This is a genomic window from Bradyrhizobium sp., from assembly GCF_049586575.1.
Classification (GTDB): Bacteria; Pseudomonadota; Alphaproteobacteria; order Rhizobiales; family Xanthobacteraceae; genus Bradyrhizobium.
Window position 1 is genome coordinate 18,409 of record NZ_JBAVCF010000391.1, and the last position, 12,987, is coordinate 31,395.

14 protein-coding genes are annotated in these 12,987 nt (G+C 62.1%); 5 read left to right on the forward strand and 9 right to left on the reverse strand.

Features of this window, described 5'->3' with window-relative positions; translation table 11 throughout:
• Window positions 1-28: 28 nt before the first annotated feature.
• The 3 genes from WB528_RS15490 to WB528_RS15500 form a co-directional block, all read right to left on the reverse strand.
• On the reverse strand, window positions 29-547 hold the full coding sequence (locus tag WB528_RS15490) for a DUF309 domain-containing protein (RefSeq protein ID WP_423889290.1): 519 nt from the start codon (window positions 545-547) through the stop codon (window positions 29-31).
• Between the two features lie 50 nt (window positions 548-597).
• Window positions 598-1,392, reverse strand: a complete 795-nt coding sequence (locus WB528_RS15495) for an alpha/beta fold hydrolase (RefSeq protein WP_423889291.1) — start codon at window positions 1,390-1,392, stop codon at window positions 598-600.
• Between the two features lie 192 nt (window positions 1,393-1,584).
• Entirely contained in the window at window positions 1,585-3,153 is a 1,569-nt protein-coding gene (locus WB528_RS15500) for a benzoate-CoA ligase family protein (protein ID WP_423889292.1), read from the reverse strand.
• Window positions 3,154-3,339: 186 nt separating this feature from the next.
• Between WB528_RS15500 and WB528_RS15505 the strand changes: the two genes are divergently transcribed.
• The 3 genes from WB528_RS15505 to WB528_RS15515 all read left to right on the forward strand — a co-directional run bounded on the left by WB528_RS15505 (window position 3,340) and on the right by WB528_RS15515 (window position 5,028).
• Window positions 3,340-4,248: a helix-turn-helix transcriptional regulator gene (locus tag WB528_RS15505; protein WP_423889293.1), complete on the forward strand. Its 909-nt coding sequence runs from the start codon at window positions 3,340-3,342 to the stop codon at window positions 4,246-4,248.
• A 156-nt stretch (window positions 4,249-4,404) separates the two neighbouring features.
• On the forward strand, window positions 4,405-4,764 hold the full coding sequence (locus tag WB528_RS15510; protein WP_423889294.1) for a PilZ domain-containing protein: 360 nt from the start codon (window positions 4,405-4,407) through the stop codon (window positions 4,762-4,764).
• 39 nt (window positions 4,765-4,803) lie between these two features.
• Window positions 4,804-5,028: a hypothetical protein gene (locus WB528_RS15515; RefSeq protein WP_423889295.1), complete on the forward strand. Its 225-nt coding sequence runs from the start codon at window positions 4,804-4,806 to the stop codon at window positions 5,026-5,028.
• An 81-nt stretch (window positions 5,029-5,109) separates the two neighbouring features.
• Here the strand turns inward: WB528_RS15515 and WB528_RS15520 are convergent, their stop codons facing one another.
• Window positions 5,110-5,895 carry an IclR family transcriptional regulator domain-containing protein gene (locus tag WB528_RS15520; RefSeq protein WP_423889296.1) on the reverse strand — a complete coding sequence of 262 codons (786 nt, stop codon included), beginning with the start codon at window positions 5,893-5,895 and terminating at the stop codon, window positions 5,110-5,112.
• 129 nt (window positions 5,896-6,024) lie between these two features.
• Between WB528_RS15520 and WB528_RS15525 the strand changes: the two genes are divergently transcribed.
• Both WB528_RS15525 and WB528_RS15530 read left to right on the forward strand, forming a co-directional pair.
• On the forward strand, window positions 6,025-7,380 hold the full coding sequence (locus WB528_RS15525) for a Rieske 2Fe-2S domain-containing protein (protein ID WP_423889297.1): 1,356 nt from the start codon (window positions 6,025-6,027) through the stop codon (window positions 7,378-7,380).
• Window positions 7,381-7,409: 29 nt separating this feature from the next.
• A complete protein-coding gene (locus tag WB528_RS15530) occupies window positions 7,410-8,846 on the forward strand; it encodes a glutamine synthetase family protein (protein WP_423889304.1) in 1,437 nt (478 codons plus the stop codon).
• Between the two features lie 334 nt (window positions 8,847-9,180).
• On the opposite strand, the gene WB528_RS15535 is transcribed toward WB528_RS15530, so the two are convergent.
• From WB528_RS15535 to WB528_RS15555, 5 genes are all read right to left on the reverse strand, one after another.
• Window positions 9,181-9,900, reverse strand: a complete 720-nt coding sequence (locus WB528_RS15535) for an ABC transporter ATP-binding protein (RefSeq protein WP_423889298.1) — start codon at window positions 9,898-9,900, stop codon at window positions 9,181-9,183.
• The gene (locus tag WB528_RS15540) at window positions 9,893-10,660 is read right to left on the reverse strand and encodes an ABC transporter ATP-binding protein (RefSeq protein WP_423889299.1); all 768 of its coding nucleotides are present in this window, start codon (window positions 10,658-10,660) and stop codon (window positions 9,893-9,895) included. Before WB528_RS15540 ends, WB528_RS15535 begins: the two co-directional genes overlap by 8 nt.
• Entirely contained in the window at window positions 10,653-11,600 is a 948-nt protein-coding gene (locus tag WB528_RS15545; protein ID WP_423889300.1) for a branched-chain amino acid ABC transporter permease, read from the reverse strand. The genes WB528_RS15540 and WB528_RS15545 overlap by 8 nt, the downstream gene beginning before the upstream one ends.
• Entirely contained in the window at window positions 11,597-12,514 is a 918-nt protein-coding gene (locus tag WB528_RS15550) for a branched-chain amino acid ABC transporter permease (RefSeq protein ID WP_423889302.1), read from the reverse strand. The genes WB528_RS15545 and WB528_RS15550 overlap by 4 nt, the downstream gene beginning before the upstream one ends.
• 118 nt (window positions 12,515-12,632) lie before the next feature.
• On the reverse strand, window positions 12,633-12,987 hold a 355-nt coding region (locus WB528_RS15555; protein WP_423889303.1), incomplete at its 5' end, for an ABC transporter substrate-binding protein.

Here is a 12,987-nt window from a genome sequence, read left to right on the forward strand (position 1 = left end):
GGACGGAAATCTGCATTTTTTTGCATATTCAGGTGATCGAGCCCAGGGCGATCCAGTCAGCTTTGGACAGCGTCGGCTGGGCCAGCCTGGCCTTCAACAGTTTGGCGAGGTTGGCTGCTGGAAAGCGATCGGCAAAACCGTCTCCGCGAGCCGCCGACCGGCGCGACAACAAATCGTCGATCTCCGCCAGCGCCTCGTCCCACAGCCGCAACGCCGCGTGTGGCTTTCGCATTCGAAGCTTCAGATTGGCGTTGGCGATCTGGGTACAGGCGCGCAGCAGAATGCGCTCGCGCCCGCCTTGCGGCGTCGCAGCCCAGACGGCTTCCAGCACCTGCTGCGATTCCCAGAAATAGCCGGCGTCATTGAGCGCCATGCCGTAGCGCAATGCCGGATGACGGGTCGGCACGTGGCCAAAAAATTGCGCGGGCACCAGCGCCCTGACCTGCGACAGTGTTTCGTGATCGGGTTCGGAATCCACCGTTTCGCCGGGCACATAGGCCCAGCCCGGCAGCGGCAAATCAGCCGCGGTTGACGACGTCATATTCATTGACACAAAGCCACAACGCAAAAAATCTACGAGACCGGGTGTTTCAAGTTTTATGCAGAATCAAAAATACGGCCGACGAATTCCGAAATGGTTGCGAGCGTCCGTTCAGCCGCCTCACGCTGCGGCGAATGCCCCGCGCCCGGTATCACCGTCACATCGACGGGGCAATAGCATTCCTCCGTGGCAATCTCGATCTGGCGAATAGTGCCATATTGGTCGTCTTCGCCTTGCAGGATCGCGACCGGCACTCGAATGTAGGCGAGATATTCGCTGATGTCCCATCGACGAAAGTCGGGATTAAGCCAGGCATCGTTCCAGCCATAGAAGGCGTTGTCGACGTCGCGGTGCCAACGCGCGAGCTTACTGCGCAAATCCGTGGTCTCGTAAGTTTGCCGGATCCCGGCAATCGAGGCCACCGACACGTCTTCCACGACAAAATGCGGCGCAATCAGCACGACGCCACGCAGCCGGTGGTCGCCGGTGCCGCCGGCATAGATTGCAGCGATCGAGGCGCCGTCGGAATGCCCGAGCAACACGCCGCGCTGAAAGCCGATCGCATTGAGCAAAGACGGCAGTACGTCGAGCGCCTCGACGCTCATGTAATCGAGCGGGCGCGGCAGCGTGACAGATGTTGACGCGCCGTAGCCGGCACGCGAATAGACGAACACGCCCGTTCCGGTGGCGGCCTGCAAGCGGTCGGGAAAATCTCCCCACAGCGCCGCTGAACCGAGCCCCTCATGCAGCATGACAATGGTCGGCGCGTCGGAAGGTTGAGGCCCGATCATGCGATATTCGAGATCGCTATCGCCGAAATGGAGAAAGCCGTTGGACGAGAGGGTAGTCATGCGTGCCGGGACTTTCGCCGCACGACGACGTGCGCGCTCTCCCCCCTTGCCCGTTCGTTCCCTCCCCCCTTGTGAGGGAGGGTTAGGGCGGGGGGTGAGCTGCAATCGCCGGCGTTCGCAGTACCTCCCTCTCCACCTCTCCCCCACAAGGGGGGAGAGAGCAGAGCGCACCGTGCGGCAACAGTTCGATTCTCAATCGTCAGAGACATCACGGCGTACATCGTCCCGCAGCTTGAACCGCTGGATCTTGCCGGTCGCGGTTTTGGGCAACGCCTCGACGGTCTCGATCCAGCGCGGATATTTCCAGACGCCGATCTTCTGCTTGACGTGCTCTTTCAGCGCCTCGTCAAGGCGGCCATTCGTCTTGGCGCCGGCGCGCAGCACCACGAATGCCTTGGGCTTGAGCAGGCCTTCGCTATCCGCCTCGGGCACCACGGCGGCCTCCAGCACCGCGGGATGGGTGATCAGCGCGCTCTCGACCTCGAACGGCGAGACCCAGATGCCGGAGACCTTGAACATGTCGTCGCTGCGGCCGCAGAACGTGTAACGCCCGTCGGCGTCGCGAATGTACTTGTCGCCGGTGCGGGTCCAGTGGCCCTCGAAAGTACGCCGGCTCTTGCTGCGCTGATTCCAGTAGCCTTCACCCGCGGAGGGCGCATCCACCAGCAGTTCGCCGACTTCGCCATCCGGCACGTCGGCGCCCGCTTCATTGACAAGCCGCACCTTGTAGCCTGGCACCGGGCGCCCCGAAGAGCCGTATTTGATGTCGCCGGGCGCGTTCGACAGAAAGATGTGCAACAGCTCAGTCGAGCCGACGCCATCGAGAATGTCGACGCCGAAGCGCGCCTTCCAGGCATGGCCGACGGATTCCGGCAAGGCTTCGCCCGCCGAGGTGCAGACCCGCAAGCGCGCGCCGCCGCCGTGCGCTTTAAGCGATTGGTCGTTCAGCATCGCGGCGAACAGCGTCGGCACGCCGTAGAAGATGCTGGGGTTATATTTGTTCAGCAGCGCGAACATCGCCGCCGGCGTCGGCCGTTCGGGGTTGAGAACGATGGTAGCGCCAACCGACATCGGGAAGGTCAGCGCATTGCCGAGGCCATAGGCGAAGAACAATTTCGCCGCTGACAGACACACATCGTCCTCGCGGATGCCGAGCACCTGCTTGGCATAGGTCTCGGCCGTCGCGGCGAGATTGGCGTGCAAGTGCCGCACGCCTTTCGGCATGCCGGTCGAGCCGGACGAATAAAGCCAGAAGGCCGGCTCGTCCGGATGCGTGGCGGCGGTCGCGAACGTATCGCCTTCGCCTTTGAGCTCGTCGGACAGCAATTTATGCCCGAATGCATTCTTGCCGGAGACGACCACGCATTCGAGATCGTTCATCCGCCCGACAATATCTTTGACGACCGGATACAGCGCCTCGGAAACAAACAGCACCCGTGCGCGGCAATCGGCGAGCACGTAGGCATATTGATCGGAGGTCAGAAGCGTATTGAGCGGCACCGGCACGATGCCGGCGCGGATGGAGCCTAAAAACACCGCGGGAAAATCCACCGTGTCGAGCATGATCATCGCGACGCGCTCTTCGCGGCGGACACCGAGCCGGCGCAGCAGGTTGGCGACGCGGCAGCTTTGCCGCTGCAACTCGCCATAGGTCAGTTCGGAAACGGTGTCGGTATAGGCAAGCTTGTCGGAGCGGCCCTCATCGATGTTGCGGTCCAGCAGGTAGGTCACCGCATTGTAAGCGCCCGATGTCTCGCTCATGCCGATTCCCCGACAGCTTCCTCATGCGCAGGCGAAGGCGCGGTCATGGCGTCCTCGTCCTAATTTTTGAGAATTATAATTCATAGAAAGGCACTCCGCACGCTTGCTGTCAATCCTCTTCGGCATTATGTTTCCTGTCGGTTCCCACGACCTTCGTGGGAGATGACCCGCTTCGCATAAGGGATCATGACCCACACCAGCGATCCCGAAACCGGCTTTCTCGAGCAGCTTGGCCAGCGTGTGCGCACCATGCGCGCACTGCGCGGCATGTCGCGCAAGGTCCTTGCAAAAGTCTCCGGCATTTCCGAGCGCTATATCGCGCAGCTTGAAGCGGGCCGCGGCAACGTCTCGATCGTGCTGCTCCGGCGGGTGTCGAACGCGATGGGCGCACATCTGGAAGATTTGATACCGGCGGCCGAGCCGTCGCCCGACTGGGCCGTGGTCCGCGATCTCCTGCGCAAGGCCTCGCCGGCTCAGATCGCGCAAGCCAAGGACATTCTCGCCGGTCAGAACACCCCGATGCAGCGGCGGATGTCGTTTGCGGGAATTGCGCTCATCGGCTTGCGGGGTGCCGGCAAGTCGACACTCGGCAAAATGCTCGCTAAAAAAATCGGCTGGAATTTCGTCGAGCTCAACAAGGAGATCGAGACGCAGAACGGCCTCTCCGTCGCAGAGATCATCGCGCTCTACGGCCAGGAAGGTTTTCGCCGCCTGGAGCAGGCGGCGCTGACGCAACTATTGGCGCGGAAAGAGCTGACGGTGCTTGCGACCGGCGGCGGCATCGTCTCCGAACCGGTGACCTTCGATCTCATTCTCTCGTCGTTCTATACGATCTGGCTGAAGGCCGAGCCGGAAGAGCACATGGCGCGGGTGCGGCGGCAGGGCGATCTGCGCCCGATGGCGGACGACCGCTCGGCGATGGCCGAATTGCGCAATATCCTGACCAGCCGCGAGCCGCTTTATGCCCGCGCATCCGCGGTGGTCGATACCGCGGGGCTATCCGTTGAAGCCGCTGCTTCACGGCTGACCGAGGCGGTCGCGCCCGTGCTGCAAAACGATCAGAAGACATTCGGCCTGCGCAGCGCCGCGCGCTGATCGCACCTCACGAAAATTCAGCGCATACAGGCACGCTGGACCACTCCCGCCGGGGGGCCGCAGCCATTAACCACTACTGCAGTTCCACGGCAGCGGTCATGGCCATACACCTTCCGGTAGTGTTACTGAAGGGTGAAACACATCGCGAGAAAAACCATGCGAGAACGGCGGCAACTGCACCGAAACCGCGTCTATTACGGCGGAATGGTTGCGTTCAACGCGCGCAACTCGACGGTCACCTGTACCGTCCGCAACTTCAACCGGCTCGGCGCGAAAATCGAACTTGAGAATCCGGGCTTGTTTCCCGACCAACTCGATTTCACCATCGAGCGGAAAGGGCTATCGTGGCCGGCGCGTCTGGTCTGGCGCGATAGGAATGCCGCCGGCTTGGCGTTTTCTCCGGCGGCCTGGGCTAGCGATGTCATTCCGCTTGAACTGGCGCGCAAGCTGCGCAGCAGCGAACGCATCAATCGACAACTCCAGGCCCGCATCGATCAGCTTGCGTCTGAGCACTAGATTTGGAGCCGCCGTGAACCCATCACGTCGAAAACCTGAATGAGTATCGCGGAAGACCACGGTCCCATTAGCACCGCGGTCGCGATCACGCCGAAACCCCGGCGGCGACGACTGCTTGCGATGCTTCTGTCGATTGCAACTGCGCAGTACACAATCGTCGCATTCATTGTCGGCGCATCCGTTGCCGGCGCTCTCCGTTATCTGGTTACACCCCAGATCGTAGCTCGCTTTGAAGCGATTGCCGCGGCACTCAAGCATTATTAGACGATCCGAAAGGTTTTCGGCGACGTTTGATACTTGTCGACGCCGATCATCGCGCACGGCCGGCAATCCTCAGGCTGATGATTAAAGCAGCATCGCCGTCACTTTCTCCGTATGCTCGCGCAACAGCGGTTGAAAGCGCTTGGTCATTTCCTCCGTCGAGATGCGGTCGACGTGAGCGCCGATATTGATCGCGGCGACGACCGCACCATCGTAGCGTTTCACCGGCACGGCGATCGAACGAAAATGCGGCTCGGCCTCGCGATCAACGAGGGAAAAGCCGCGTGCGCGGTCGGCAATGATGGCGGCGAGCAGCCGCCTCGGATCGGTCAGCGTTTGCGGCGTGAGGGCCTCGCGCTTCATCGCGCCCAGCCTCGTCTTCAACTCGGCATCGCTGAGCCGACCGAGCAGGACGCGGCCGACCGCCGTACAGAACGCGGGCAAGCGGTAGCCGATGTCGACGCCGCCTGAGAACATCCGGGTCGGGCTGCCGCGCGCGACGAACACCACGTCGTCGCCATCGAGTACCGCCAGCGAACTGATCTCCTGCGCCGCGGCAGCAATCTCGTCGAGTGCGGGTTGCAGCACGGTGACGATCTGGTTGGAGCGCAAGTATGCGCCGGCCAGCGTCAGGACATGTGGTGTCGGCGCAAACAGCTTGCCGTCGCTTGAAACGTAGCCGCCGTGCTGAAGCGTGAAGAGAATGCGCCGCGCCGTGGCGCGCGGCAGGCCGGCGAGAGCAGCGATTTCACTGAGCGTCATCGGCGCGGGCCGCGCGCCGAATGCCTGCAACAGCCGCAGGCCCCGGTCGAGGCTCTCGACAAAATCGGTGGCGCGGGGCTCGCCGTCGGTGCGCCTGGGTTTGACCATGGAGTCTGCTTGGGAGTCTCTTGCGAAGCCTCTCGATCATGCTACGATATTGAACAATTGTTCAATAGACGAACAACCTAGCTGCGACTGCCTTCCATCGCAAGCCTTTTTAGGATGAGGTAACGCGCCATGATGAGCCAGGAACAGAACGACCTGATCACCCGCACCGGGCCAAAGGACCCGTGCGGAAAACTGATGCGGATGTATTGGCAGCCGGCGGCACTGCTCGACGAACTCGAAGGGCCGCGCCCCGTGCGCCCCCTGAAACTGTTCGGCGAAGACCTCGTGCTGTTTCGTAACGAGCAGGGGCATTACGGCCTGATCGAACGCCACTGCGCGCATCGTGGCGCCGATCTTGCGTTCGGCCGGTTAGAGGGTGGCGGGTTACGTTGCGCCTTCCATGGCTGGCTGTTTGACGCCTCCGGGCAATGCCTGGAGACGCCGGCCGAGCCGGAGGATTCCAAGCTTTGCCGGGGCATCAGGCAGCGCGCCTACCCGGTCGTGGAAAGGCGCGGCATTCTCTGGGCCTATCTCGGCGAAGGCGAACCACCGGCGCTTCCCGAGATCGACTGTTTTGTCGCGCCCGACAGCCACACCTTCGCCTTCAAGGGCCACATCAACTGCAACTGGCTGCAAGCACTCGAAGTCGGCATCGACCCCTCGCACGCCTCCTTCCTGCATCGCTTCTTCGAGGATGAGGATACGTCCACGGCCTATGGCCGTCAGTTCCGCGGCGCCTCCGCCGGCACCGAACTGCCGATGACCAAGATCCTGCGCGAGTACGATCGCCCCATCATCAATGTCGAACAGACCGAATATGGCTTGCGGCTGATTGCGCTGCGCGAGATCGATTCGGAACGCACGCATGTGCGCGTCACCAACCAGCTTTTTCCCAACGCCTTCGTCATCCCCATGAGCACGGAGATGACGATCACGCAGTGGCATGTGCCGATCGACGACCAGAATTGCTACTGGTACGCGATCTTCACGTCGTATTCGGCGCCGGTCGACAAGAAGACGATGCGCGAGCAGCGCCTCGAACTCTACGAATTGCCCGATTACGTCTCGCGCAAGAACAGATCGAACGACTACGGCTTCGATCCGCACGAACAGCAGACCGCGACCTATACCGGCATGGGAAGCGACATCAACGTGCACGACCAGTGGGCGGTGGAATCGATGGGCTCGATCCAGGACCGCACCCGCGAACATCTCGGCACCGCCGACAAGGCAATCGTGCAATATCGCCGCCTGCTGCATGCGGAGATCGAGAAGGCGGCCAAGGGGGAGAGGCCTTTCATGTTCCTCGATGCCACCCACGCCAGGAGCATTCAGGGGCCCGCAACCATGGACGGCATCGGACCGACCCGCGGCTGGGAAACCTTCTGGATGGAAGTTGACGTCAAGCGCCGCCGCGGCGCGCCCTGGGCTGCACCGGTGCCCGAGGAGACCGCCGACAAGCCGCCGCAGCTGAGAGTGGTGTGAGTGGCTCGATGGCTAAGGGTGGCAGCGCCGTGAGTTTCGTTGAGCGTCACGGTCTTTGGACGAGCGAACAGAAAGAGGCGGCCAACCGTCTTCGCCGCATCGTTGAGGAACAAAAGCTCGAAACCATCCGTCTGTCGTTTCCCGATCAGCACGGCATCCTCCGGGGCAAGACGCTGGTCGCAAGCGAAGCGCTCGCGTCGCTGGAGAGTGGCTGCAGCATCACCACCACACTGCTCGCCAAGGACACCGCGCATCGCACCGTGTTTCCGGTGTTCAGCTCCGGCGGCGGCTTCGGCATGCCCGAGATGGAGGGCGCCGCCGATGTCCTGATGGTGGCCGATCCCACAAGCTTTCGCGTGCTGCCATGGGCACCCTCGGACGGCTGGCTGTTGTGCGACGTGTATTTTGCCGACGGACGGCCGGTGCCGTTTGCGACCCGGCATCTTTTCCGCAAGGTGCTGGACCAGCTCGGACAGCGCGGCCTCGATTTCGTCGCCGGTCTCGAAGTCGAGTTTCACATCTTCAAGCTCGAAGACGCACATCTGTCGCCGGAAGATGCCGGCCAGCCCGGCCGGCCGCCGGAAGTAAGCCTGCTCTCGCACGGCTACCAATATCTGACCGAGCAGCGCTACGACCAGATGGCGCCGGTGCTTGACGTTATCCGGCGCGATATTCTGGCGCTCGGCCTGCCTTTGCGCTCGGTGGAGGTGGAATTCGGCCCGAGCCAATGCGAATTCACCTTCGCCCCGCGAAAAGGACTTGAGCCCGCCGACAACATGGTGCTGTTTCGCAGCGCCGTGAAGCAGATCGCGCGGCGCCACGGCTATCACGCGACCTTCATGTGCCGGCCGAAGCTTCCCAACATTTTCGCTTCCGGCTGGCATCTGCATCAATCGATCGTTTCGCGCGCGACCGGCGAGAACGCCTTCATGGCGAAGGAAGGCGATATGCCCTTAAGCCCGCTCGGCCGTCATTATCTTGCAGGGCTGTTGCAGCATGCGCGCGCATCGGCGGTGTTCGCTTCGCCGACCATCAACGGCTACAAGCGTTACCGCGCCTATTCGCTGGCGCCGGATCGCGCGATCTGGGGCCGCGACAACAGAGGCGTGATGGTGCGCATGCTCGGTGGCGCGAACGATCCGGCGACGCGGCTGGAAAACCGGATTGGAGAGCCCGCCGCCAACCCTTATCTCTATATGGCCTCGCAGATCGTCGCAGGCCTCGACGGCATCGACCGCGCACTTGATCCTCCCCCGCCCGCCGACACCCCTTACGAAACCCAAGCCCCCGCGCTGCCAAAAACACTGCGCGAGGCCCTGGACGCGCTGAAGGCTGACAGCTTCTTCCGCGACAAGCTCGGCGCGGGCTTTGTGGATTATTATCTCCACATCAAGAACGCCGAACTCGAGCGCTTCCAGGCCGAAGTCTCGGACTGGGAGCACCGCGAATATTTCGAGATGTTTTGAATATCCCTCCCCCGCATGGCGCGAGGGAGGGATAAGAGATTCTCAGAACACGAACTGCGTGCGCGCCGCGATCCAGTCGATCGTCGCGCCGCGATAGTACGGTCCGCCGAAGAACTGCGGATTGTCGACGACGACGTGTTCGTAATCGAGCATGAACTTCATGTTGAGATTCGGATACCAGTTGAGACCGATGCCAAATCGGGGACGAAACTGTTCGAACTTCGCAATCAGGCGATAACGGAATGCTTTATCCGCCCCGCGCCGAAGAAGCCTTTTCTCATCTCAAAATTTAACGTCGCTGGCCGTGCCCGATGCACGGCTTGTCACACACCATTCAAATTCCGAGATAGCGGTGTTGCAGATCGGGCTCCGCGATCAATTGCTGCGACGTGCCGCTCCACACCGCGCGGCCGCGCTCGATGATGTAGTGACGGTCGGCGATCCGAGATAGATTCTCGACATTCTTGTCGATCACGAGCACCGATTGGCCACGCGCCTTGAGCAACGACAGGCAATTCCAGATTTCCCCGCGGATCAGCGGCGCCAACCCTTCCGTCGCCTCGTCCAGAATCAGCAGCCGAGGGTTGGTCATCAGCGCGCGGCCGATCGCGAGCATCTGCTGCTCGCCGCCGGAGAGCTGGTTGCCCATATTGCCGCCGCGTTCGGCCAGACGCGGAAACAGCGAGTGGATCTTCTCCAGCGTCCAGGGGTCATCAGCGCCAAGACGATTGGCCGAAGCCGCAACCAGATTTTCGCGCACCGTCAGATTCGGAAAAATCTGGCGGCCCTCGGGAACAAGACCGATTCCAAGCTGCGCGATGCGAAACGAAGCCAACCCGCGAACGTCCTTGCCGCCGAGGCGAACCGCGCCGGCACGCGGCGGCGTCAGACCCATGATCGAGCGAATGGTCGTGGTCTTACCCATGCCGTTACGGCCCATCAGGGCGACCATCTCGCCGGCGCGAACCGACAGCGACAGGCCGAACAGCACCTGGCTGAGACCATAGCAGGTCTCGATTCCCTCGACCTCGAGCAGCGGCGTCGCGTCAACCATGGCTCGTCACCACATGCTGGTCGCCGAGATAGGCGCGCTTGACCTCTTCATTGACGCGGATCGCCGCCGGCACGTCGGAGGCGATCACCCGCCCATAGACCAGCACGGTGATGCGGTCGGCGAGCGCGAACACCGCGTTCATGTCGTGCTCGACCAGCACGATCGTCACTTCCTTCCGAAGATCAGCGAGCAGCTTGACCATGCGCGCCGATTCGGTGGCGCCGAGACCGGCCATCGGCTCATCGAGCAGCAGCAATTGCGGCTTGGTGGCGAGCGCAACGGCCAATTCGAGTTCGCGCTGTTCACCATGGCTCAACCTGGAGACCACGACATCGGCGCGATCGCCAAGCCCTACCCGCTTCAGCGCCGCATGCGCCGCCTCGCGCAGTGCCGCTTCCTTGCGGGCATTGGCGAAGAAGCGAAACGAATGATCGTCCTGGGCCTGCGCGGCCAGCGCGACATTGTCGGCCGCGGTGAAATCCGGCAGCAGCGAGGTGATCTGGAACGAACGCGCCAACCCGAGCCGGCTGCGCTTCCACACCGGCAGATGGGTGATGTCTTCGCCGGCAAAACGGATGGTGCCGGCGCTGGGGCGCAATTGTCCGATCAACTGACTGATCAGCGTGGTCTTTCCGGCGCCGTTCGGCCCGATGATCGCGTGCAGTTCGCCTTGCGCGATATCGAGCGAGAGGTTGTCGGTCGCGACAACGCCGCCGAACCGTTTCACCAGATTCTGGACGTGAAGCAAGGGTTCAGCCACGGGAAAACCTCCCGACGAGACCGAGAATGCCGCCGCGCCCGAACAGCACGATCAGGAGCAGCAGCGGCCCCATGATCATCGCCCAGTATTCGGTGACCTGCGAGAGAAACTCTTCCAGCACGAGATAGACGATGGCGCCGACCACGGGGCCGAATAGCGATCCCATACCGCCGAGAATCACCATCACCATCAGATCGCCCGAGCGGGTCCAGTACATCACGGCCGGACTGATGAAATCCGTGTTGTTGGCCAGCAGTGCCCCGGCCAGGCCGCACATCGTCCCGGCGATGACGAAGCACACCAGCCGGTAACGCGTCGCCGGAAAGCCGATCGCCTGCATGCGCTGTTCGTTCGATCGCAAGCCCTGCACGACGAGGCCAAAGCGCGAATTGACGATGCGCCAGATCAGGTAGATGCAGCCGAACAGACAGAACAGGCAGAGATAATAGAACTGGACGCGGTTCGACAGGTTGATCAGGCCGCCGAAGGTGCTGCGTTTGTAGATCGTCAAGCCGTCATCGCCACCATAGCGCGAAAGGCCGGAGGCGACGTAATAGGCCATCTGGGCAAAGGCGAGCGTGATCATGATGAAATAGACGCCGCGCGTACGCAAAGAGAGCGCGCCGATGACGAGTGCAAACAGTGCGGAGACGAGGAGCGCGACCGGCCATTGCACGAAACCGGACCCAAAACCCTCGGCGGCGAGGATGCCGACCGCATAGCCCCCGATGCCGAGATAGGCGGCATGGCCAAAGCTCATCATCCCGCCATAGCCCATGATGAGATTGAGGCTGACGGCGGCGAGCGCGAAGATGACGATGCGCGTGAACAACGTCAGCACGAAGCCGTTGCCGGTGAGCTGTGAAAATACCGGCAGCAACAAGAGGCCCGCGACGACGGCCGCCGCAACCACGTTGCGGGAATTGAAAGAGGCGCTCATCGACGGTTGGCCGGAAACAGCCCCTCCGGCCTTGCCACCAGCACAATCGCCATCAGGAGGTAGATCAGCATCGAGGACAGCGCAGGCGCAGCCGTCGAGGCCGCCGCTGAACTCAGGATATGGCGCAGGAAGTCGGGCAGGAAGGCGCGGCCGAGCGTATCGATCATCCCGACCAGGATCGCTGCGACAAACGCGCCGCGGATCGAGCCGATGCCGCCGATCACGATAATGACAAAAGCGAGAATGAGAATGTTCTCTCCCATCCCGATCTGCACGGTGAGAATCGGCGCCTCCATCAGCCCGGCAAGGCCGGCGAGTGCCGCGCCCAATCCGAACACCAGCGTGTAGAGCAGCTTGATGTTGATGCCGAGCGCACCGATCATTTCGCGGTTCGAGGCGCCTGCGCGGATCAACATGCCGACGCGGGTGCGCATCACCACGAGATAGAGCATCAATGCGACGGCCAGCGCGACCGTGATGATGGCGAGCCGGAAGGCGGGATAAAACACGCCGGGGATGATCTGTACCGGCACGGTGAGCCAGGCTGGAAGCGGCAGCGCCAGACCGGCCGGTCCCCAGACCAGCCGCACCAGATCGTTGAAGAACAGGATCAGCCCGAAGGTGGCCAGCACATGGTCAAGATGGTCGCGGCCATAGAGGTGCCGTAACGCGACGACCTCCAGCACAATGCCGAGCAACAGCGTCGCGCCGAGCGCCAGCACGATGCCGAGAATGAAACTCCCGGTCCAGGCGACAAACGTCGCGGCGAAATAGGCGCCCATCATGTAAAGCGAGCCGTGGGCGAGGTTGACGAGATCCATGATGCCGAAGACGAGCGTCAGCCCTGCCGCAAGCAGGAACAGCAGCAAGCCGAATTGCAGCCCGTTCAAGAATTGTTCGACGACAAGCAGCACCCGAGCCGATCCCCTTTGTCGGTCTTGTCGACCGATCCCCACCCTCCCCCGAAGGGGAGCGTTAAGCAAATGCGGCAGCGTTTTTAGCGCTGCCGCATTCCCCAAGCAAAATCCGTGCTCACTTCATCGGGCATTTGTCGTGGAAGTTGTCCTGATTGTCCTTGACGATGGTGGCGACCGTCTTGAGCGAGAGCTGGCCGTCGGCCCCCTTGACCACGTCCTGCAAGTAGAAATTCTGGATCGGGATGTGGTTGTTGCCGTATCTATAGGAGCCGCGCAGCGACTTGAAATCGGCCTTCTCCATCTCGGCCTTCATCGCGTCCTTCTTGGAAGTGTCGCCCTTGACCGCGACCACCGCGCTGTTGATCAACTGCGCCGCGTCATAGGCCTGCGCGCCGTAATAGGTCGGGCGCGCGGGCGCATATTTCTTGCGGTAATCCGCGACGAACTTCTTGTTCTGCTCGTTCGGCAGA

Bases quoted from the DNA above. Each gene is read 5' to 3' on its own strand.
- WB528_RS15510 (WP_423889294.1), top strand. From the start codon at position 4,405: ATGCGAGAACGGCGGCAACTGCACCGAAACCGCGTCTATTACGGCGGA.
- WB528_RS15545 (WP_423889300.1), bottom strand. From the start codon at position 11,600: ATGAGCGCCTCTTTCAATTCCCGCAACGTGGTTGCGGCGGCCGTCGTC.
- WB528_RS15535 (WP_423889298.1), bottom strand. From the start codon at position 9,900: ATGGTTGACGCGACGCCGCTGCTCGAGGTCGAGGGAATCGAGACCTGC.
- WB528_RS15495 (WP_423889291.1), bottom strand. From the start codon at position 1,392: ATGACTACCCTCTCGTCCAACGGCTTTCTCCATTTCGGCGATAGCGAT.
- WB528_RS15490 (WP_423889290.1), bottom strand. From the start codon at position 547: ATGAATATGACGTCGTCAACCGCGGCTGATTTGCCGCTGCCGGGCTGG.
- WB528_RS15500 (WP_423889292.1), bottom strand. From the start codon at position 3,153: ATGAGCGAGACATCGGGCGCTTACAATGCGGTGACCTACCTGCTGGAC.
- WB528_RS15520 (WP_423889296.1), bottom strand. From the start codon at position 5,895: ATGGTCAAACCCAGGCGCACCGACGGCGAGCCCCGCGCCACCGATTTT.
- WB528_RS15525 (WP_423889297.1), top strand. From the start codon at position 6,025: ATGATGAGCCAGGAACAGAACGACCTGATCACCCGCACCGGGCCAAAG.
- WB528_RS15515 (WP_423889295.1), top strand. From the start codon at position 4,804: ATGAGTATCGCGGAAGACCACGGTCCCATTAGCACCGCGGTCGCGATC.
- WB528_RS15505 (WP_423889293.1), top strand. From the start codon at position 3,340: ATGACCCACACCAGCGATCCCGAAACCGGCTTTCTCGAGCAGCTTGGC.